Consider the following 21155-nt stretch of genomic DNA (forward strand, 5'->3'; position numbering starts at 1 on the left):
TCATAATAAATCCATAATAAAAGTATTGATACAAAAAATTACTAATTTTGCATCGTTATGATTGAACAGCTCCATCCCAGAATTATAGAAAACAAAGATTGGGCAACACTTTTATTTGTGTTGGCTTTTGCTGTTGTTGCTATCACTAAATCAGCTTACGAAAATAGATTTAGTGAATTTACAAAACTTATTTTCTCTGATAAATATGTTAAAATTTATCGTGACATTTCCCATTTAAAAAGCAGCTTTACAGTTGCCTTATTTTTTGTGCAGATTATATCGTATGCTTTTTTCATACAGCTGACCATGCATATTTTTGAATTTCCGGTAAAAACAGAAAAAACAGACTGGATGCTTTTTACCCAGATTGTCACTTTTTTGACGTACTTCATATTAGCAAAATATTTGATTGAAAAAATCGTAGGAACTTCTTTCAATATTGATGAATTTGTAGACCTTTTTAACTTACAAAAAGCAACATATAGAACATATATTGGGCTTTTTATTCTTCCTGTCAATGCGATTTTGTTTTATCGCGACGATGTGCCCAAAATCGTACCACTAGCAATAATAGGGGTTTCAGCATGTATAAGTATGTTTTCCTACTTTATTTCAATTAAAACTTATCAAAATACAATAATCAATAAATTATTTTATTTTATTTTATATCTTTGCGCTCTTGAAATAGCCCCTTATTATTTCCTTTATTACTGGATTACAAAGGCGGCTCAGTAAATGTCTATAATATGAAAGTGAAAACAATTTTGGTGTCACAGCCTGAACCTAAAGTGGAAAACTCCCCTTACTTTGAGCTCCAACAGAAACACAAAATAAAAATTGATTTCAGACCTTTTATTCATGTGGAGGGAGTTAGTGCAAAAGAAATCCGATTACAAAAAATCGATCTTAATCATTACACTGCAATTATTTTAACAAGCCGAAATGCGGTTGATCATTTTTTCAGGGTAGCTGAAGAAATGCGCTACAAAGTACCTGAAGGGCTGAAATATTTTTGTCAGTCTGAGGCTGTTGCTTTTTACCTGCAAAAATATGTAGTGTACAGAAAACGTAAAATTTACGTTGGAGCTAAAGATTTTGCAGATTTATCACCGCTTATCAAAAAATACAAGGACGAAAAATTCTTGTTGCCGGCTTCTGATCAGTTGAACGCTGATGCACCTGTAACTTTAAATGGTTTAAAAGTAGACTGGGCACAAGCTATTTTCTACAGAACGGTAATGAGCGACTTATCCGATTTAGCAGACGTTTATTATGACGTTTTAGCTTTTTTCAGTCCAACCGGAATAAAATCATTGTTTAAAAACTTTCCTGATTTTAAACAAAACAATACCAGAATCGCTGTATTTGGAAGCACAACTCAAAAAGAAGCCCTGGATCATGGTTTAAGAATTGATATCCTTGCCCCGACTCCTGAAACTCCTTCTATGACAATGGCTTTAGAAAAATATATCGCCGAAGCAAACAAAGGAAAATAAATCTTCACCAAGCCTAAAAACATTAAATTCCAAACTCCAACTTCCTGTTGGGATTTGGAATTTTTCTTTTTAAACCATTTTAAGTACATTTGATTTCTATTCCAAAGCCAAAACCGCAAGAATAGTTTCAAATTTTAAGTTATGAAAATTAATTCCCTCTTAATCGAAATTGACGGTATCGACAAAGAAATTCTTCGTTATCTTATGGATGATGCCCGCAAACCTATTCTTCAGATTGCCAATAAAATAGGCATTTCAGGAGCGGCGATTCATCAGCGATTGAAAAAACTGGAACAATCAGGTGTAATTTCGGGATCAAAATTCACTGTAAACCCAAAAGTTTTAGGCTACAATACCATGGCATTTATTGGTGTTTATCTCGACAAAGCTTCGGGAAATTCCGAAGCCGTAAAAGAACTGAGAAAAATCCCCGAGGTTTTAGAATGCCACTACACTACCGGAAACTGGTCGGTTTTGATTAAAATTATCTGTCGCGACAACGAACATTTGATGCAGCTTTTAAACACCAAAATTCAGGCTATTGAAGGTGTTTCGAGAACTGAAACGTTTATTTCTTTGGATCAGCAGATTGACAGGCAGATTCAGTTGTAAATTGGATAATTTGTCAATTTGATAATTATATAATTTAAATTCCAATTAAAAAACAAAACCCGACAAATTTTAAAATCTGTCGGGTTTTCTATAAATTATCTAATTGACTAGTTATCTCAATTATAAAATTAGTTCCTCCTGCTTCCTGAGTAAATCGAAATATAATACAATAAAGTAGCAATAGAACCAATTGCTGCTACCACATACGTTCTGGCAGCCCATTTCAAAGCATCTTTTGCACCAGCCTGCTCCTGCTGTGTCAGCATTCGTTTATTTTCTAACCACGCCAAGGCACGATTACTCGCATCGTATTCAACTGGCAAAGTAATGATAGTAAATAACGTCGTTGCAGCAAAAATAACAATACCCACCAGCAATAATTGCGGAAAAACTCTAATCATTAAAATTCCTGCCAGTAAAATCCATTGTACATAATTGGACGCCACACTAACAATAGGAACTAACGCAGAACGCATTGTAAGCCACTCATAACCTATTGCATGCTGAACAGCGTGACCACATTCGTGTGCTGCAACTGCCGCAGCAGCCGCGTTTCTGTGATTGTAAACCGCCTCGCTTAAATTAACTGTTTTATCTGCCGGATTGTAATGATCGGTTAATTGTCCCGGAGTTGAAATTACCCGAACATCATAAATGCCATTATCGGCCAGCATTTTTTCCGCAATTTCCCTTCCGCTCATTCCGTTTTGTAATTGCAGTTTTGAATATAATTCGAATTTACTTTTTAATCTTGAACTTACCAGCCAGCTGAATAACATAATAGCCCCGGCCAGTATTAAATATCCACTTCCCATGATTTTATATTTTTGATTGAATTTAAAGTTACAAAACAGCCTGCAAATTATGAACCATTTTAACAAAATGTCATTTTGACATTTTTATTCCTATTTTGTCTCAATTCAACATATTGTTCTTTAGCAGGAAAGCGATCAGTTCCGCTACATTCTTCATTTTATATTTTTGGAGAATATTACGGCGATGGGTCTGAACGGTTAAAAAACTTAGAAATAAATCGTCAGCAATTTCCTGAGTTGACTTTCCTTTCGAAAGCAGCAGGGCAATATCTCGTTCTCTTCTGCTTAAGCCGGGAATACTTTCAAAATCTTCAGACAATGGCTGACTGATTATCGTTTTTACTTCTTTGCTAAATACGATTTCTCCACCAATTGCTTTATAAATACATTCTTTAAATTCATCAAATGAGGCATTTTTTAGAATATAGCCATTTCCGCCATTTTGAATAAATTGCATTACCAGACTTCTTTCTGACTGGCTGCTCATTCCGATAATAACAATTTTAGGATTCTTTTGTTTGATTGTTTTGCACAAATCGACACCATTAATAGTCGGCAAAAAAATATCCGTTAATATCAAATCAATAGTATGATTTTCAATGTAATCCAGCAATGCAATTCCGGATTCAAATTTTTTTACTATTTCAATATCTTCCAAATCAGACAATAATCCTTCAATTCCTGAAATAACTATTGGGTGATCATCTACTATTACTGTTTTATAGCTCATAATTTATTTCGGATTATACTTTTAGTTCAATATAAGTCGATGTTCCTTTATCAAGAACTGAATCGATTTCTAATTTTCCGTTTAAGAAAGCAACACGGTTTTTAATATTTCTCAGCCCCATTCCTTCCCGCTTTTCTGCATTTTCAAGATTAAAACCTATTCCGTTATCTTCGACAGTAATAAAAAAAACATTCTTGTTTTGAGAACAGGAAACCAAAATCTGTGAAGCTTTTGCATATTTTAAAGCATTGTTTAAAAGTTCCTGAATAATCCTGAAAACCATGATTTTGAAATGCTGCTGCAAAGTATTTTTTTTTACCAGATATTGAAATTCAATTGTTGTTTCGGCATTGGAATGTGAGATACATAGATCCTTTAAGGCGTGTTCCAGTCCTAATTTCATTAAACTTTCCGGCATCAAATTTTGAGAAATATTCCGAAGTTCTTTAATTGAATCATTAAGCATCGCATTAACATTAGGATTGATTGCATTATTTTCTCTATCGGCAATAGTCAAATGCATTTTCAAACCGGAAAGCATACTTCCGAGTCCATCGTGTAAGTCCCTTGCAATCCTTTTCCTTTCCATTTCTTCACCTTCTATCAAGGCATTTGAAATCGATAATTTCTGCTGATTTTCGAGTGAAGCCAACTCTTGTATATGATTTACTTCTTTTTGAGTACTTAATTTTTTCTGATAATTATTCCAGCTCCACAAAAACAAAACCGTCAAAAACAACACAAACGAAAGCACCGCAAAAAGCATCATATTCAAACGGTTATTATTTACCTGCAGAACTGCTTTTTCGTTCTCTGACTGCAATAAACTAATTTTCTTTTCAGCCTCTGCTTTTTTATATTTTGCTTCTAGTTCTATAATTTCATTTTTCAGATTGGCATTGTTAAGACTATCGTTGATTATATTATATTTATTTGAATAAAAATAGGCTTTTGAATACTCCTTGGTTGCATTATAAACCTTGGACAACTCTTTAAAATAGTTCTTTTTATCTACAACAAAAGGTGTTTTTTCTATCAGATATTCAAGATTATCTTTGGCTTTATCGTAATTGTTCAGTTTAAAGAGCACTTCATATTCTGCAAATTTCAATCTGTTTAAAGCGACAAGATTATTGTGTTTTTTAGCAGATGTTATCCCTTTTTCAAAACTGATAAGGGCTTCTTTAAGCTTATTTTGTTTAGCATAATAAATTCCTTCCACATAATAATAGGAGTCGTTTAAGTTTGATTCCGGATAATTTTTTAAAATTGAAAAAGCTCTGTCCAAAATCACTTTTGCATCATAAAAATGTTTGAGCTCTATTAAATTTTCGGCATTGATAATATAGGTTTCCATTTTAGATTCTGCAAGTGTTGCCGATTTTCTGGTTGTATTTTCTATATATTTCTGTGCCTGAGCCAGATATTCAGCTGCTTTTTGACGCTCTTCATTATTCATTAAAATAATAGCAACCGCTTTGTTTAAGCCACTGATCAGTTCAAAATCGCCACTTTTCCTTGCAATCGGTATTGCTTCATTTACCAGCAGTTTCATATACAGCTTTTCATTATTCTTATGCTGCTGTACAATACCATAATTTTGAAGAATAACTGCCCGAAGTTTGTATGCTTCTTTATTTCGGTATTTCTTTAGTCTGGTATTGGCTTCAAGTAACGCTTTTTCATAACCTTCTAAATCTCCTTTTTCAATAAAGTGATAGGCATTATAATAAACAGAGGCATCCCTTAAAAACGGAAATTTCATTTTCAATCGGTTTGCCTGTTCCAGATATCCTTTAGATTTTTTGACATCCTGAACCATTAAAAACAATTTGGACAATCTGAAACTATTCAGACTTTTAATACTGTCTGACTTTACGTTTTTTGTAATCTTTACGATACTATCAATATAAACTGTGTCGTCATCTAAGGAAAGAATTACCTGTGAATTAGAAATTGCAGAAAAAAGTAAAAAAAACAATAAGGCGTAGATTCTCTTCATAAATGTGGCATTTACTCAAAGTTATTAAAGCTTACTGACTTTCAAAAAGAAATACCACTCTTTTACCTGATATCAGGTAGTGAAAAATACATTTTATCAGGTATTGCCGTCTCCTTAACAAGCTTTTAACTTTGATATAGAATGAATTTTAAATAATTAAAGAAATTAAACATGAAAACACATTTGAAACAAATTATGCTGATGCTTACTCTTGTATTTACATTTGCTTCCTGCAGCAGCGATGATAACGATAACGACTCTGTAAACAAATCAAGAGACGTTAAATATGAAGTAACAGGAAACTACACAGGACAACTTGATGTAACTTATATGGAAAAAAGCGGAGCGCCTCTAATTGAAGACATCACTTCACTGCCATGGACAAAAGAGTTTACTGCCGATGCAGATTCTGACGGAGCTTTAGTACACACTAGTGGTTACGGCGGGATTAAGGATCAGACTGTAACTGCAAAAGTTTATGTTGGAGGAAAAGTTGTTTCTGAATTAACGGGAAAAGCTGATTCTGAAGGAATTATTGTAGTACATCCTAAAACTTACGTCTTTCCAAGATAATTTATAAAATTTTAGAAATCAGTTTTAGAAAACACAAAAGCTTCGAAATTTACTCGAAGCTTTTTTTATGATTTGAATCAATGACTCTTTTTTTAATCTCAAGTACAAGAGTTTTTGTTCAAAAAGACATGAAGTCATTTTTTTTAGTCCACAAATTTCACGAATGACTCGAATTTATTTGTGGAAATTAGTGCAATTCGTGGCAAAAAACTACAGCCAAAAAAATCCCAAACCCCAATCGTAAAATTGGAATTTGGAATTTTCATATTTGGAATTTATTTGGTTATCCAACCAAATTGATGATTTTCCCAGGAACGATAATCACTTTATTTGGCGTTTTCCCGTCTAATTGCTTTTGAGTTCTTTCGTCTTTCATTACGATTTCTTCGATTTGTGCTGCAGTTAAATCCAAAGGTAATTTGATCGTGAAACGCATTTTTCCGTTGAAAGAAACCGGGTATTCTTTTTCAGATTCTACCAGATGTTTTTCTTCAAAAATCGGGAACGGAACTTCAGAAATTGAAGTGGTATTGCCTAACTGTGACCATAATTCTTCAGCGATATGTGGCGCGTATGGCGAAACCAAAATCGCTAGCGGCTCTAAAATCGCTCTTGAATGACAGTTTTGAGTTGACAATTCATTTACACAAATCATAAACTGGGAAACCGAAGTATTGAAAGAGAAATTCTCGATATCTTCTGCTACTTTTTTGATGGTTTTATGCAATGATTTTAAGTTGTCTTTTGTTGGTTCGTCGTTGTTTACGATTAAACCGTTATCATCAAAATACAATCTCCATAATTTTTTAAGGAAACCGAAAACTCCTGAAATACCAGCCGTATTCCAGGGTTTTGCCTGCTCCAACGGACCTAAGAACATTTCGTATAAACGTAAGGTGTCGGCTCCATATTCTGCACAAATATCATCTGGAGTTACCACATTGTAATATGATTTCGACATCTTTTCGACTTCACGGCTTACAATATATTTTCCGTTTTCATCATAAATAAATTCAGCATTATTAAAATCGCTTCTCCAATTTTTAAATCTTTCTATGTCTAATTCATCGGAAGAATTCACAAAATTTACATCTGTGCGAAGCTTAGTAGTACCAAATCCTAATCTAGAAACATCTACCAAATTAGCATCAATTTTTTCTACAAAATCCAGAATTGACTGTATTTTATTTTCAATTGCAAATTGCTTAATCGTAATTGAATCTTTTAATTTTGACTCCAAAAATTTTGTCGAACAAAATATCGTTGGAAAAGTAAGTCCCTCTAAATGTTTAATTGCTTCTGAAGAAAAAGAGAAATCAGCACTTTCAACATAATAATAGCCAACTCTACTCACATAAGCACTAGTCCCCAAAATCATTCCCTGATTGATCAGTTTTTTGAATGGCTCTTCAGTTGGAGCAAAACCTTTGTCTTTTAAGAATTTATTCCAAAAACGAGAATACAATAAGTGTCCGGTTGCGTGCTCGCTTCCTCCAATGTATAAATCTACACTTTCCCAGTAAGCCAAAGCCTCTTTAGAAGCAAATTCATTTTCATTGTGTGCATCCATATAACGCATCCAATACCAGGAACTTCCCGCCCAACCCGGCATTGTGTTTAATTCTAAAGGAAAAATTGAAACATTGTCAACCAAATCGGTATTGACCACTTTGTTTTGGTTCGTGTCCCAAGCCCAAACAGCTGCGTTTCCTAATGGTGGCAAACCGTCTTCGGTTGGTAAATATTTCTCTACTTCCGGCAAAATAATTGGCAAATGCTGTGCATCAATCATTTTCGGAAGTCCGTTTACATAATAAACCGGGAAAGGCTCTCCCCAATAACGCTGACGTGAAAATACGGCATCACGCAATCTATAATTCGTTTTTCCGGTTCCCTGGCCAATTTCTTCTAATTTTTCGATCGCTTTTTTAGTCGCGCCTTTATAGTTTAATCCGTTTAGGAAATCAGAATTGGCGATTTCAACGTTGTCTTTTGATCCATGCGCCGCTTCAGAAATATCAACGTTTGCGAAGATATTTTTAATTTCCTGCATTCCGTTTTGACCTTTAAAGAAATTAGCAAAAGCGTAATCTCTTTCGTCTCCGCAAGGAACCGCCATAACCGCTCCTGTTCCGTAACCTGCCAAAACATAATCACCGATCCAAACCGGAATTGGTTCTTTAGTAAATGGATGTTCTGCATAAGCTCCGGTAAAAACCCCAGAAATCGTTTTTACATCGGCCATACGCTCACGCTCAGAACGTTTTGATGTTTTTTCGATATACGCTTCAACTTCAGCTTTTTGTTCCGGAGTTGTAATTTTAGCAACCAAATCGTGTTCCGGTGCTAAAGTCATAAAAGTTACTCCGAAGATGGTATCAGGTCTTGTAGTGAAAACTTCGATGAAAAAGTCCTGAGTACTTAGTCCTGAGTCTAAGAGTGAAGGTTCACTTTGAACTAAGGACTCTGGACTAAGGACTTTAAACTTAACCATCGCCCCCACAGATTTCCCAATCCAGTTTCTTTGCGACTCTTTAATTGATTCGCTCCAGTCAATATCATTTAGCCCCTGAAGTAAGCGTTCGGCATAAGCAGAAATTCGCATACTCCATTGTGTCATTTTTTTTCTTATAACAGGAAAGCCTCCCCGCTCCGAAACTCCGTTTACGATTTCGTCATTTGCTAACACAGTTCCTAAGCCCGGACACCAGTTTACTTCGGTTTCTGCTAAATAGGTTAATCTGTATTGTAGCAAAATCTTCTCCTGTTGTTCTTTCGCGAAAGCATTCCATTCAATAGACGTAAATGCTTCTACTGCATCATCTGAAACAGCATTTACAGTTGCATTTCCTTCTTTTTCAAAAATAGAAACCAATGTTTCAATATCTTCGGCCTGATCTGAATTTTTATTGTACCATGAATTGAACAACTGAATAAAAATCCATTGTGTATGTTTGTAATAATCCGGATTTGAGGTACGCACTTCACGCGCCCAGTCAAATGAGAATCCGATTTTATCTAATTGTTTTCTGTATCCGGCAATTTGCTTTCCTTCTTTATCTACTCCACCATCAATATTGACACGTGTAGTATCTTCAGGACGCTGTCCAGTCTGAATCGCATATTGTTCTGCCGGCAATCCGAAACTGTCGTAACCCATCGGGTGCAAAACATTGAATCCCTGATGTCTTTTGAAACGAGAATAAACATCTGATGCAATATACCCAAGCGGATGCCCAACGTGTAATCCTGCTCCTGATGGATAAGGAAACATGTCAAGAACATAATGCTTCGGTTTTTCAGAGTTATTTTTTGCTGCAAAAGTTTGATTTTCTGCCCAATATTTTTGCCATTTGGCGTCAATTTCGTTTGGATTATACTTCATTGTAAGGTTCAAAGTTGCAAAGTGACAAAGGATCAAAGGCTTTCTCACAGTTATTATTAAGTCTGCAAATTTACATTTATTGCGCATTGTACCAAAGCTATTTAGCTGACAAACAAATAAAATAACAAAATACGTATTTTAATTAAGTAAAAATACTTATTATTGCGATCTAAAATACTTATTACACAAATCGATTAAACGCAAAAGTTTCTTTTAAAAAATAACATCGATGGGAGAAAACAAAAAGTACAATGTTGAAGTCCGCCTTTGGATTGAAGAAACTGAAGGACCATTTTTAGGAATTGGAAAAGTCTGGTTACTTGAAAATATACGAAAAACGGGTTCAATCACCAATGCTGCAAAAGAAATGAAAATGGCATATCGTCAGGCCTGGCAATTGGTCGAAGAAATGAATCAGCGTGCTGAAAGTCCGCTGGTAGTAAAATTGCTTGGCGGGAAAGGCGGCGGCGGTGCAAAACTTACCGAAGCCGGAGAAAAAGCTATTGTTGTTTTTTATGAAGTCGAAAAACGTATTAAGGATTTCGTTCAAAAAGAAACTCAAAACCTTAAATTTTAAAAACTTAAACGGCACTATTCCTTTTTAAGCATATTGAATTAAAAAAATCAAATAACCAAAAACCAATTTCAACAACCTTCAGTGTTCATTTTAAAACATACTGAAATTAATCCCCAATTATGAAGATACACTATTGCATAATCTTTCTTTTTATAAGCCTCACAGGTTTTTCTCAAACAGAAAATCCGAAAAATCAGGACAGCATCAAAAAAGAAGTGCTGAACGAAATTGTCATTACAGCTTCCCGCCGGTCTGAAAACTTAATGCGTTCCCCAATTAGTATTGAGCAATTAAAATCGGCGGAAGCTAAAATAATGGGAGCGCTAAGTATTTATGAAGCTTTGGAAAACGTAAAAGACGTGCAGATTATTACGCCAAGTTTAAGCTTTAAAGTCATTAACACCAGAGGGTTTGCGAATACTACCAATGTCAGGTTTGCGCAATTAGTAGACGGAATCGATAATCAGGCACCACATCTGGGAACTCCAATTGCCAATGCTCTTGGTGCAAATGATTTGGATATTGATAAAATCGAAATTATTCCGGGAACTGCAGCTGCTTTGTACGGAATGAATGCTATTAATGGTCTGGCCAATATTCAGACAAAAAATCCATTTGAGTATCAGGGAATCAGTATTCAGCAATTAACGGGTATAAATCATGTTGGTAATATCGATCGGTTTTCGCCAAAAGCATATTCACAGTTTAACTTAAGATATGCTCAGACATTCAGCGATAAAATAGCTGTAAAACTAAATGTTTCTACCACCGGCGGAACAGACTGGGTTGCGGACGACAGAACCGATTTGGCTCCCAATGCAAATGCTTCAACCAACTTATTCGGAACGAACAATCCCGCTTACGACGAAGTGAACGGTTACGGAAACGAATCCGCCAATCGAAAAACATTAAACTTAAACGGCAAAAATTATGTGGTTGCAAGAACCGGTTATCGCGAAACTGATATTTCTGATTATGAAATTAAAAATTACAAAGCCGATGTTGGTTTCTATTTTCGCCCAAAAACAGGACACGAATTATCGGTAACTTATAAAACCGCTTTAATCAATACCATTTATCAGCGCTCCAACCGATTTAGATTAGACAATTATACCTTAAATCAGTTTGCTGTTGACTACCACACGCCCGTTTTTCAGGTAAAAGGATATGCCACTACAGAAAATACCGGAGATTCGTATAATATGCGTTCGCTTGCTGAAAACATGGACCGCGCTTTCAAGTCAGACAATAATTGGTTTGCCGATTATACCTCAGCTTACAAGAATGCGATAACAAACGGATCAAGTGTTCCCGATGCCCATAAAATAGCCCGAACAACTTCTGATACCGGAAGATTTGAGCCGGGAACCGAAGCTTATGAAACAAAGAAAAAAGAATTAGTCAATATTAATAACTGGGATATTGGCGCTGCTTTGCGTGTAAAATCTACTTTGGTTCATGCCGAAGGATTAATCAATTGGGACAAAGCTTTTTCGTCTTCCTTTGAAAAAATCGGCACCAAATTATTAAGCGGTTTCGATTACAGAAATTATATTATTGTACCTGACGGAAATTATTTTATTAATCCGGAAAACGATTCTGAAAACTTGACGTATCAAAAAACGGGTGCCTTTACACAAGTGACAAAAGATTTATTTAACCAAAAATTACGTTTGGGAGCAACTTTAAGAATGGATAAATCCGATTATTTTGATACGAAATTCACTCCGCAGTTTACAGCGGTTTATTCCCCAAAAGAAAGTTTAAGTTTCAGGGCTTCGTACCAAAACGGATATCGTTTTCCAAGTATTTTCGAAGGTTTTTCAAATGTAAATTCCGGTGGTGTAAAACGTGTTGGTGGTTTGAGAATTATGTCTGATGGAATTTTTGAAAATTCATACACAAAAGCTTCTATCGATAAATTTCAGGCTCAGGTTAACAGCGATGTAAATACGCTCGGTTTAACTCAGGCACAGGCTATCGAAAAAAATAAAAACACGATTCAGAAAAATCCGTACACGTATCTGGAACCTGAATTTGTAAAATCATTTGAAGTTGGTTTCAGAGGAATGGCTTTAAACCAAAACCTTTTTATAGATGCCGATTTCTATTACAACTCTTATAAAAATTTCATTGCTCAGGTTGAAGCGAGTATTCCGAATACAACAGATCCGGCGTTAATTCCGACGTCCTTATATTCCAGAACAACGCAAAACCGTTACCGTTTGTGGACGAATTCGAAAAGTAAGATTTACAATTACGGAGGAAGCTTAGGCCTAAAATACCGACTTAACCAAATGTTTACTGCTTTAGGAAATGTAACCTACACCAAACTTGACCGTACAGATGACAAAGATGGTCTCGAAGACGGTTTCAATACACCGGAATTCAATGTAAACGGAACTTTGATCGCAGAAAACATCTGGAAAAAACTGGGTGCCAGTGCCAGTGCACGATACCAAAACAACTATGATTATATTTCTTTTTTAGTAAGCGGAAATGTTCCTGCATACTGGACTATGGATGCACAGGTAAATTACAATTTCAAAAAATCAGGCATTACCACTAAATTGGGAGGAACCAATATTTTAAACAAAGCCTATAGTTCTATTCTTGGCGGACCTTCAATTGGCGGACTTTATTATTTGTCATTAACCTGGGAAATTAAGAAAATCTAAAACTCATTCATTAAATAACCAACCAAACTCAATTCTTCAACCATCAGTATTCATTTCAAAACATACTGAAATTATGATCAAATTATGAAATTAAAAATTATTCCCATTTTATTATTTCCGTTACTGTGCTTCAGTCAGCAAAACAATTCAAAACAGATTGATTCAGTAAAAACGTCTAAAACTTTTATACTTGGAGAAGTTATTGTGACCAGCAACAAAAGCCATGACACACTCAATACCGTTACTTCAAAAACAATGGAATCCCAAAATAAAATGGATGTTTCCAGAGCCCTTAATTTATTGCCGGGTGTTACTTTGACGGCATCAGGACCAAGAAACGAATCGATGGTTTCGGTACGTGGTTTTGATTTAAGGCAGGTTCCGGTTTATATGGACGGAATCCCGGTTTACGTTCCGTATGACGGTTATGTAGATCTGGCTCGCTTTACCACTTTTGATTTGGCTAAAATTGATGTTTCAAAAGGGTTTTCATCTATAATTTACGGTCCCAATTCATTAGGTGGAGCAATTAATCTGGTTTCCAGAAAACCTGTAAAGAAATTTGAATTTGATGGTTCTTTAGGATTAATTGATACCGACGGACAAAAAAGCAATCTGAATATCGGTTCTGATTTCGGGAAATTTTATGTTCAGGGAAGCTTTTCGTATTTAGACAGAAAGTCGTATCAGATGTCTAAAGATTTTGTTTCGATGAAAAATGAAGACGGAAAAGAAAGAGACAATTCCTATCGAACAGATCAAAAAATCAGTTTTAAGATTGGCTGGACACCCACCAAAAAAAGTGAATATGCTTTAGGATACATCAACCAAAAAGGCGAAAAAGGAAATCCGGTATATGCAGGAAGTGACGCTAAAAACTCATTACTGGCAAAACCACGTTTCTGGCAATGGCCAAATTGGGATAAGGAAAGTATTTATTTTATTTCAAACACTAATCTGAATGATAAAAACAGCTTCAAAACCAGATATATTATGACAAATTTAAAAACTTACTGATCAGTTATGATGATGCTACTTACACGGCCATAACGAAACCATACGCCTTTAAAAGTTATTATGATGATTACACGTATGGAGGAAATCTGGAATATGAAACTCATTTTATTCCTAAAAACAACCTTAAGATTGCAGTACAATTTAAAGAAGATGTGCATCGCGAAAACAATCTGGGAGAACCGCTTCGTAAATTTGATGATCAGACTATTACAATTGGAATTGAAGATATTTATAACGTAACCGAAAAGTTTACCGTAATTCCGGGATTGAGCTATAACTCCAGAGAAGACAAAAAAGCAGAAGATTACAACAGTACTACAAAAGTAATTACAGATTATCCGGATGCCGGAAAAAGTGATGCGATCAATGCGCAGATTGGGTTGTTTTATCAGTTGAATGAAACACAAAAATTAGGCGCAACGGTTTCACAAAAAATGAGATTTGCCACTATCAAAGACCGTTATTCGTATCGAATGGGGACAGCAATCCCAAATCCGGATTTAAAACCTGAAACGGCTTTGAATTATGAATTGAATTACAATGTGGAATTTTTCAGCAAATTACATTTTCAGACCGCTCTTTTTTATAGTTCTCTAACAGATGCTATTTTAAGCGTAAGCAATGTAGAACCAGGAAAATCTCAAATGCAGAATTTTGGCGAAGCCCAATACAAAGGTATTGAAGCGCAGTTGACGTATATTCCAACAGAGAAATTAAACATTAGTGCAAATTACACGTATATCGAAAGAGAAAACATAACAAATCCGGATATTCATTTTACTGATGTTCCTAATACAAAAGTGATTGGAACTGTCGAATACAGCCCGCTTAAAATATTGAAATTAATCGCCAATACTGAATTTAATTCTTCCCGTTACAGCACAAGTTATGGTGCAGGTGTTCCTGATTACACACTTTTGAATGCTTTTGCTTCATGCAAAGTTTTAGAATATTTAAGTATTGATGCCGGAATTAAAAATATTTTCGACAGAAATTACAGTTTGGTTGAAGGTTATCCTGAAGAAGGACGTAACTTTTTTGTGACGCTTCGTTTTTTTAATTAAAACTAAAATCAATTTATATGAAAACTAAAAATTATATTCTAATTCTTCTGATTGCATTTTCATGTACAATGTGTAATTCTTCTAAAAAAGAGGATATTGTTTCAACAGAAGTTTCAAAACAAGACAATGACAAACATCCTGTTCTTTCCCCTGCAGATAGTTTAAAAATGGTGAATCATCAAATTGAAGTAAAAGGCGATGTTGAATTTCCGCTGCAATTGACTGTTGATTCCTTAAAAAAGATGAAGGTAGTTACAATCGATGATTTCAAAGTCGTTTGCCAAAGTGGCGAGGTTAAAAAAGACGATAAAATTTGTAAAGGCGTTTTATTAAAAGACATTTTAGAAAAAGCTAAAATCAGGCAAAACGGTCATAAAGACAGAAACTTCTATATTGTTGCCAGAGCATCTGATGATTATAAAGCAACCTTTTCATGGGCAGAAATCTTTAATAACCCAACCGGAGAAAACACATTCATTCTATTTGAAGAAAATGGAAAACCGGTTAAAAATGGTGAAATGATTGCGATTTGTAAAAATGATATCAAAACTGGCCCGAGACATGTGTATTGGCTGAAAAGCTTAGAGGTTTATAAGGTCAAATAACTTTAAATTTTAAACGCAAAGTACTATCCAAAGTTCTCAAAGCTTTATCCAAATAAAGCTTTGAGAACTTTGGATTTTTTACTAAACCATGTATAAAATTTGCGTGCTTTGCGGTTAAATCATTTTTTAGGCTTCGTATTTTCAATATCTAATTGTACATTTATAGTATAAAAGTTCGTTAATAACTTTAAATAAAGAAATTGTTTATTATTTTTACCACATAATTTAAGCATACTATGAGTTCTAACTTTGATAAATTTCAAAAGCGCAGGTTAATTTCCTCTTATTTTTCGGTTGTATTGAGTGTATTTCTGGTATTATTCCTTTTAGGAGTTCTGGGATTATTCATTATCAATTCAAAAAAACTGGCCAATGATTTTAAAGAAAAAATCGCCATGACGGTTTTCTTTAAAAACGAAGCTACAGACAGCGTTACCAAAGCATTTGATACCGAATTAAAAAAAGCCCGTTTTGCAAAATCGTATGTTTACGTTACCAAAGAAAAAGCAGCAAAAGAACACACCGATATCATTGGAGAAGACTTCCTGACCTTCTTAGGAGAAAACCCATTACTGAATTCTTACGATATTCATTTAAAAGCAGATTATGTTGAAAGAGACAGTATTGTAAAAATTGAAAGCAATCTCCGCAAAAACACCATGATTGAAGACATTGTTTACGACAAACAATTGGTAAACTTAGTAAATGATAACATCAAGAAAGTGAGTATGTGGATTTTAATTATCAGCGGTTTCCTTGCCGTAATTGCAGTTCTTTTAATCAATAGCTCTTTACGATTATCTATTCATTCCAACAGATTTATTATTAAAACCATGCAAATGGTTGGCGCTACAAAAGCATTCATTCGTAAGCCTTTTGTAATGCGCAGTGTAAAACTCGGAATGTTAGGTGCTGCATTGGCAATTTTTGCCTTAATCGCACTTTTACTTTATGTGGAAAGCAATTTTCCGGGATTAGGAATTTTAGAAGACAAAGCTTTAATTGGCTTAGTATTGCTGGCCGTATTCGGTTTAGGAGTTTTAATTACCTGGGTAAGTACACACTTTGCCACACAGCGTTTCCTTAATTTAAGAACCGACGATCTTTATTAATTTTAGATCATTAAACAAAAGCCCATCGACTCCGCTCAGGGTGACAAATTATAACGATGAAAAACAATAATAAAGAAATAGAACAACAAAAACAGGAATTCCTTTTTGACAGTATCAATTACAAAATCCTATTAATTGGAATTGGCGTTATCATATTAGGCTTTATTTTAATGTCTGGCGGAGGAAGTGACAATCCAAATGTTTTTAATGAGGATGTTTTTAGCTTTAGACGTATTCGTTTAGCTCCAACAACTGTTTTAATTGGTTTTGGAATCACGATTTATTCTATTTTCAAAAAATCCAAATAGACTTTCTTAGACTTCAGACATCTTAGATTTTAGACAAATCTTTTCTAAGAAGTCAAATCTAATGATCTAAAAATCTAATTTTAATGAATACATTACAAGCAATTCTTATTGCAATAGTCGAAGGATTAACAGAATACCTGCCTGTTTCTTCTACAGCACACATGATTTTTACAAGTTCATTTTTTGGAATACAGGAAGATGATTTTGTAAAATTATTCCAGGTTTCCATCCAGTTTGGCGCTATTTTGGCCGTTGTAGTTTTATATTGGAAGAAATTCTTTGATTTTAGTAAAATCAACTTCTATATCAAATTAGCCTGTGCTGTTATTCCGGCTTTGATTTTAGGAAAATTGTTTGATGATAAGATCGATGCTATTTTAGGGAATCCTATTCCGATTGCTGTTGTTTTAATACTGGGTGGAATCGTTTTGCTTTTTATAGACAATCAATTCAAAAATCCAACCGTAATCAAGGAAGAAGATATTACCATAAAAAAAGCCGTAACCATTGGTTTCTGGCAATGTTTGGCAATGATGCCCGGAACAAGCCGTTCTGCCGCTTCTATAATTGGCGGAATGCAGCAAGGATTGGACAGACAGACTGCTGCAGAATTTTCGTTTTTCTTAGCCGTTCCAACAATGCTGGCCGTTACAACATACTCTTTGTTATTAAAAACTTATGAAGTTTCCCAACTGAAAGGTTACGAATTATTGACACAATCACCAGACAATCTGAAATTGTTTTTGATTGGAAATGTAATTGCATTTGTAGTAGCCATTATTGCGATAAAATCGTTCATCGGAATCATAAAAAAATACGGCTTTAAACCATGGGGTTATTACAGAATTATTGCAGGAATACTTTTACTGGCTTATTTTTCATTAAATAAATAGATTTGAAAACTCCTCAGGAATATTTAGACGGACAAGTTTTACTGATAGACAAACCTTTAAAATGGAGTTCGTTTCAGGCAGTCAATAAATTAAAATACCTTTTAATTAATAAAGTCGGTTTACCAAAAAAGTTTAAAATTGGCCACGCCGGAACTTTAGATCCTCTGGCATCAGGATTATTATTAATCTGTACCGGAAAATTTACCAAACGAATTTCTGAGCTTCAGGGTCAGGCAAAAGAATATACGGGAACTTTTTATATTGGAGCGACTACTCCATCATATGATCTGGAAACAGAAATCGATCAGACTTTCCCAACAGATCATATTAACGAAGATTTAATCTATGAAACTGTAAAACAATTTTTAGGAGAAATCGACCAGAAGCCACCTATTTTTTCAGCCATCAAAAAAGATGGTGTTCGTTTGTACGAGCATGCCCGTGCAGGAGAAACCATTGAAATTGAAAGCAGAAAAACGACAATTCACGAATTTGAAATTACCAGAATTGCATTACCGGAAGTTGATTTCAGAGTCGTTTGCAGCAAAGGAACCTATATTCGCTCGCTGGCCTATGACTTTGGAAAAGCAATGAAATCCGGTTCACATTTAACTGTTTTACGCCGCACTAAGATTGGCGATTACAATGTAAAAGACGCAATTGATATCACGCTGTTTGAGGAAAACTTTAAAATAGAATAAAAATAAAAGCACATTACAAATGTGACGACAGTAATGTGCTTGTTCCAGCTTCCCGATTAAAAATAAAATTATTCCATACTTTGGGATTTAATAATGAGGGATGTTTTTTCCTCCAAATAAAAGTCTTGAAAAAAAATCGTAGAATTTTTCGAATAACGTTTTCATAATAGTGTATTTTTAAATTATTAAATATTAAATAAAACACCAATTAAAAAAGTAAATCAGAAAATAAATAGTAGAAATGGGATTATATTACTAAGTTACAACATTTAATCTTATAAAAAACATTTTTAACGTATTTTTTATTACTAAAAATCTTGTTTTCAGCAATTTACCTCTAAAGCAACACCTTTAAACGATTTTTCAGCAGAAAATTACAATCTGTTATATTTTATATTTTCCATAATTTCGACTAATTCTTCCTGAACCGAAATTCCCTTGTCTGCTAAATACCATAATTGCAAATCGGTTTTGATCTTTTCATCCACAACGCCAAAATCCCTTTTATAATTCGCCATCAATTCTATTGCTCCTTTTGGCCTTGGACCCCAGTCAGTACGCACAATTCCAGCTTCTTTACAAATCACAATAACTTTTGGGATTGCCCTTCCTCCATTAGTTAAATATTGATTCATTAGCTCTTCATTTTCATCTCTTAAAACAATCCTGAGATCAATTTTCTTATCTGATACCAAAGCCATCTTGTTTAATATTGGAAGTATTTGGGCAGCATCACCACACCATCCTTCAGAGATTACCAGCCATATATAATGATTGTCCAGATTTTGCAATTTCGAAATTACATCTTCAGAAATTTTGATAGTTTTCTCTAAACGATTCATTCTGGCCTCATTCAAACTGGTATAATGTGTCAAACTTTCAGATTGTTCATCACCGGTTGATTTTCCTTCTGACAATAAATCAGTAACTAATTTTCGATATTCACTATAAGAATGACTATTGAATAATGCTTTGGCTACAATACTTTTCATATTTCTTTCGTTTTGATTCCATAAAAATACACTTTTTAAAAACATTGCTGAATGACTTTTATCACATTTAAAAAAATTCAGAAATGCAGCAGAAATTTAATTCGAAAAGAACAATTAATTTTTTAAAACTCTATTTCAAAAAAACAGAATATGTCTATATTTGCACAAACAAAAGCAACACACATGAAATACAAAAGAATTCTTCTAAAATTAAGCGGCGAAGCCTTAATGGGAGACTTACAATACGGAATTGACCCTAAAAGATTAGCTGAATATGCCGATGAAATTAAGCAGATTCACGACAAAGGAGTAGAAATTGCTATTGTTATTGGAGGAGGAAATATTTTTAGAGGAGTTGCCGGAGCAAGTTCAGGTATGGACAGAGTACAGGGCGATTACATGGGAATGCTTGCTACTGTTATTAACGGAATGGCTTTGCAGGGTGCGCTTGAAGACAAAGGGATGAAAACCCGTTTGCAGACTGCTTTGAAAATGGAGTCTATCGCGGAACCTTACATTAAAAGAAGAGCAGACCGTCACCTTGAAAAAGGAAGAATTGTAATTTTTGGTGCCGGAACCGGAAACCCTTATTTCACTACAGATACAGCAGCAGTTTTAAGAGGAATCGAAATTAATGCTGATGTTATTTTAAAAGGGACCCGCGTAGATGGAGTTTATGATTGTGATCCTGAAAAAAATGCTTCAGCAGTCAAATTTGACTTTATTTCTTTTGACGATGTTATCAAGAAAGGATTAAACGTTATGGATACCACAGCTTTTACATTAAGCCAGGAAAATAAATTGCCAATTGTTGTTTTTGATATGAACAAAATTGGAAACTTATTAAAAATCTGTAAAGGAGAGAACATCGGAACTGTGGTAAATATTTAGACAAATTAGATTGTTAGATTTTACTCTATCATTCTGAATAACAATCTTAAAAAATAATTATATTAGTTAGTAAATTAAACTAAGACATTTTTAAATTTAAAAATACTTAGATTAAAAATCTAAAAATCTAAAAAAATGACTGAAGAAATAGATTTTATCTTAGAAAGTACTGAAGAATCAATGAATGGTACGATAGCGCATTTAGAAAAAGAATTTCTAAATATTCGTGCAGGTAAAGCTTCTCCGGCAATGCTTGGAGGTGTTTTTGTTGAATATTATGGCGCTGCAACACCCCTTTCTCAGGTATCTAAAATTAGTGTTCCGGATGCAAGAACTATTACATTGCAGCCTTTTGAAAAAAACATGTTATCAGCAATTGAAAAAGCAATTTTGGTTGCCAACATTGGTTTCAATCCAATGAACAATGGCGATGTTATTATCATTAGTGTTCCGCCTTTGACAGAAGAGCGTCGTAGAGATTTGGCAAAACAGGCAAAATCTGAAGCTGAAGATGCAAAAGTAGGAATACGTAACTCACGTAAAGATGCTAATACTGATATCAAAAAATTAGAAAAAGAAGGAACTTCTGAAGATATTTGTAAATCTGCCGAAGAAGAAGTTCAGAACCTAACAAATACTTACACCAAAAAAATAGATGAATTATTAGCTGCTAAAGAGGCTGAAATCATGAAAGTGTAACTTAT

Annotated in this window: 20 protein-coding genes; 15 read left to right on the forward strand and 5 right to left on the reverse strand. The window is 34.4% G+C overall.

Annotation, left to right across the window (positions count from 1 at the left end):
- Positions 1-57 precede the first annotated feature (57 nt).
- The 3 genes from GXM16_RS15055 to GXM16_RS15065 all read left to right on the forward strand — a co-directional run bounded on the left by GXM16_RS15055 (position 58) and on the right by GXM16_RS15065 (position 2108).
- Positions 58-735 (forward strand): DUF4271 domain-containing protein, encoded by a 678-nt coding sequence (locus tag GXM16_RS15055; protein WP_163395316.1) that lies wholly within the window; start codon positions 58-60, stop codon positions 733-735.
- A gap of 11 nt (positions 736-746) precedes the next feature.
- Positions 747-1496, forward strand: coding sequence for a uroporphyrinogen-III synthase (locus GXM16_RS15060; RefSeq protein ID WP_163395317.1), 750 nt, complete (start codon positions 747-749; stop codon positions 1494-1496).
- Between the two features lie 141 nt (positions 1497-1637).
- A complete protein-coding gene (locus GXM16_RS15065; RefSeq protein WP_163395318.1) occupies positions 1638-2108 on the forward strand; it encodes an Lrp/AsnC family transcriptional regulator in 471 nt (156 codons plus the stop codon).
- Positions 2109-2236: 128 nt separating this feature from the next.
- On the opposite strand, the gene GXM16_RS15070 is transcribed toward GXM16_RS15065, so the two are convergent.
- From GXM16_RS15070 to GXM16_RS15080, 3 genes are all read right to left on the reverse strand, one after another.
- Positions 2237-2923 carry a zinc metallopeptidase gene (locus GXM16_RS15070; RefSeq protein WP_163395319.1) on the reverse strand — a complete coding sequence of 229 codons (687 nt, stop codon included), beginning with the start codon at positions 2921-2923 and terminating at the stop codon, positions 2237-2239.
- A gap of 100 nt (positions 2924-3023) precedes the next feature.
- A complete protein-coding gene (locus GXM16_RS15075) occupies positions 3024-3653 on the reverse strand; it encodes a response regulator (RefSeq protein ID WP_163395320.1) in 630 nt (209 codons plus the stop codon).
- Positions 3654-3666: 13 nt separating this feature from the next.
- Positions 3667-5655 carry a sensor histidine kinase gene (locus GXM16_RS15080; RefSeq protein WP_163395321.1) on the reverse strand — a complete coding sequence of 663 codons (1989 nt, stop codon included), beginning with the start codon at positions 5653-5655 and terminating at the stop codon, positions 3667-3669.
- Between the two features lie 171 nt (positions 5656-5826).
- Between GXM16_RS15080 and GXM16_RS15085 the strand changes: the two genes are divergently transcribed.
- Positions 5827-6228, forward strand: coding sequence for a hypothetical protein (locus tag GXM16_RS15085; RefSeq protein WP_163395322.1), 402 nt, complete (start codon positions 5827-5829; stop codon positions 6226-6228).
- A gap of 283 nt (positions 6229-6511) precedes the next feature.
- Here GXM16_RS15085 and GXM16_RS15090 read toward each other — a convergent pair whose 3' ends face one another.
- On the reverse strand, positions 6512-9613 hold the full coding sequence (locus tag GXM16_RS15090) for a leucine--tRNA ligase (protein WP_163395323.1): 3102 nt from the start codon (positions 9611-9613) through the stop codon (positions 6512-6514).
- A 229-nt stretch (positions 9614-9842) separates the two neighbouring features.
- On the opposite strand from GXM16_RS15090, the gene GXM16_RS15095 reads away from it, so the two are divergent.
- From GXM16_RS15095 to truB, 9 genes are all read left to right on the forward strand, one after another.
- A complete protein-coding gene (locus GXM16_RS15095) occupies positions 9843-10190 on the forward strand; it encodes a winged helix-turn-helix domain-containing protein (protein WP_163395324.1) in 348 nt (115 codons plus the stop codon).
- A gap of 119 nt (positions 10191-10309) precedes the next feature.
- The gene (locus GXM16_RS15100; protein ID WP_163395325.1) at positions 10310-12868 is read left to right on the forward strand and encodes a TonB-dependent receptor; all 2559 of its coding nucleotides are present in this window, start codon (positions 10310-10312) and stop codon (positions 12866-12868) included.
- An 84-nt stretch (positions 12869-12952) separates the two neighbouring features.
- The gene (locus GXM16_RS22725; protein ID WP_208797385.1) at positions 12953-13885 is read left to right on the forward strand and encodes a TonB-dependent receptor plug domain-containing protein; all 933 of its coding nucleotides are present in this window, start codon (positions 12953-12955) and stop codon (positions 13883-13885) included.
- Between the two features lie 29 nt (positions 13886-13914).
- On the forward strand, positions 13915-14949 hold the full coding sequence (locus tag GXM16_RS22730) for a TonB-dependent receptor plug domain-containing protein (protein WP_229684366.1): 1035 nt from the start codon (positions 13915-13917) through the stop codon (positions 14947-14949).
- A gap of 17 nt (positions 14950-14966) precedes the next feature.
- Positions 14967-15554 carry a molybdopterin-dependent oxidoreductase gene (locus GXM16_RS15110; protein ID WP_167519872.1) on the forward strand — a complete coding sequence of 196 codons (588 nt, stop codon included), beginning with the start codon at positions 14967-14969 and terminating at the stop codon, positions 15552-15554.
- A gap of 236 nt (positions 15555-15790) precedes the next feature.
- A complete protein-coding gene (locus tag GXM16_RS15115) occupies positions 15791-16666 on the forward strand; it encodes a cell division protein FtsX (protein ID WP_163395326.1) in 876 nt (291 codons plus the stop codon).
- A 56-nt stretch (positions 16667-16722) separates the two neighbouring features.
- Positions 16723-16974 (forward strand): DUF3098 domain-containing protein, encoded by a 252-nt coding sequence (locus tag GXM16_RS15120; protein ID WP_163395327.1) that lies wholly within the window; start codon positions 16723-16725, stop codon positions 16972-16974.
- An 83-nt stretch (positions 16975-17057) separates the two neighbouring features.
- Positions 17058-17867 carry an undecaprenyl-diphosphate phosphatase gene (locus GXM16_RS15125; RefSeq protein WP_163395328.1) on the forward strand — a complete coding sequence of 270 codons (810 nt, stop codon included), beginning with the start codon at positions 17058-17060 and terminating at the stop codon, positions 17865-17867.
- 2 nt (positions 17868-17869) lie between these two features.
- Positions 17870-18568 carry a tRNA pseudouridine(55) synthase TruB gene (gene truB, locus GXM16_RS15130; protein WP_163395329.1) on the forward strand — a complete coding sequence of 233 codons (699 nt, stop codon included), beginning with the start codon at positions 17870-17872 and terminating at the stop codon, positions 18566-18568.
- Positions 18569-18942: 374 nt separating this feature from the next.
- Here the strand turns inward: truB and GXM16_RS15135 are convergent, their stop codons facing one another.
- On the reverse strand, positions 18943-19560 hold the full coding sequence (locus GXM16_RS15135; protein ID WP_163395330.1) for a thioredoxin family protein: 618 nt from the start codon (positions 19558-19560) through the stop codon (positions 18943-18945).
- Positions 19561-19743: 183 nt separating this feature from the next.
- On the opposite strand from GXM16_RS15135, the gene pyrH reads away from it, so the two are divergent.
- Both pyrH and frr read left to right on the forward strand, forming a co-directional pair.
- Positions 19744-20451, forward strand: coding sequence for a UMP kinase (gene pyrH, locus GXM16_RS15140; RefSeq protein WP_163395516.1), 708 nt, complete (start codon positions 19744-19746; stop codon positions 20449-20451).
- Positions 20452-20586: 135 nt separating this feature from the next.
- Entirely contained in the window at positions 20587-21150 is a 564-nt protein-coding gene (frr, locus tag GXM16_RS15145; RefSeq protein WP_163395331.1) for a ribosome recycling factor, read from the forward strand.
- The last annotated feature ends 5 nt before the right edge of the window (positions 21151-21155 follow it).

Source organism: Flavobacterium limi, assembly GCF_010645075.1.
In the GTDB taxonomy this organism is placed as follows: Bacteria; Bacteroidota; Bacteroidia; order Flavobacteriales; family Flavobacteriaceae; genus Flavobacterium; species Flavobacterium limi.

Excerpts from the sequence above, each read along its gene's own strand:
- GXM16_RS15055 (WP_163395316.1), top strand. The coding sequence starts at position 58 with ATGATTGAACAGCTCCATCCCAGAATTATAGAAAACAAAGATTGGGCA.
- GXM16_RS15090 (WP_163395323.1), bottom strand. The coding sequence starts at position 9,613 with ATGAAGTATAATCCAAACGAAATTGACGCCAAATGGCAAAAATATTGG.
- GXM16_RS15110 (WP_167519872.1), top strand. The coding sequence starts at position 14,967 with ATGAAAACTAAAAATTATATTCTAATTCTTCTGATTGCATTTTCATGT.
- GXM16_RS15100 (WP_163395325.1), top strand. The coding sequence starts at position 10,310 with ATGAAGATACACTATTGCATAATCTTTCTTTTTATAAGCCTCACAGGT.
- GXM16_RS15075 (WP_163395320.1), bottom strand. The coding sequence starts at position 3,653 with ATGAGCTATAAAACAGTAATAGTAGATGATCACCCAATAGTTATTTCA.
- GXM16_RS15120 (WP_163395327.1), top strand. The coding sequence starts at position 16,723 with ATGAAAAACAATAATAAAGAAATAGAACAACAAAAACAGGAATTCCTT.
- GXM16_RS15095 (WP_163395324.1), top strand. The coding sequence starts at position 9,843 with ATGGGAGAAAACAAAAAGTACAATGTTGAAGTCCGCCTTTGGATTGAA.
- GXM16_RS22725 (WP_208797385.1), top strand. The coding sequence starts at position 12,953 with ATGAAATTAAAAATTATTCCCATTTTATTATTTCCGTTACTGTGCTTC.
- GXM16_RS15080 (WP_163395321.1), bottom strand. The coding sequence starts at position 5,655 with ATGAAGAGAATCTACGCCTTATTGTTTTTTTTACTTTTTTCTGCAATT.
- GXM16_RS15115 (WP_163395326.1), top strand. The coding sequence starts at position 15,791 with ATGAGTTCTAACTTTGATAAATTTCAAAAGCGCAGGTTAATTTCCTCT.
- GXM16_RS15085 (WP_163395322.1), top strand. The coding sequence starts at position 5,827 with ATGAAAACACATTTGAAACAAATTATGCTGATGCTTACTCTTGTATTT.
- pyrH (WP_163395516.1), top strand. The coding sequence starts at position 19,744 with ATGAAATACAAAAGAATTCTTCTAAAATTAAGCGGCGAAGCCTTAATG.
- GXM16_RS15060 (WP_163395317.1), top strand. The coding sequence starts at position 747 with ATGAAAGTGAAAACAATTTTGGTGTCACAGCCTGAACCTAAAGTGGAA.
- GXM16_RS15070 (WP_163395319.1), bottom strand. The coding sequence starts at position 2,923 with ATGGGAAGTGGATATTTAATACTGGCCGGGGCTATTATGTTATTCAGC.
- GXM16_RS15065 (WP_163395318.1), top strand. The coding sequence starts at position 1,638 with ATGAAAATTAATTCCCTCTTAATCGAAATTGACGGTATCGACAAAGAA.
- frr (WP_163395331.1), top strand. The coding sequence starts at position 20,587 with ATGACTGAAGAAATAGATTTTATCTTAGAAAGTACTGAAGAATCAATG.
- GXM16_RS15135 (WP_163395330.1), bottom strand. The coding sequence starts at position 19,560 with ATGAAAAGTATTGTAGCCAAAGCATTATTCAATAGTCATTCTTATAGT.
- GXM16_RS15125 (WP_163395328.1), top strand. The coding sequence starts at position 17,058 with ATGAATACATTACAAGCAATTCTTATTGCAATAGTCGAAGGATTAACA.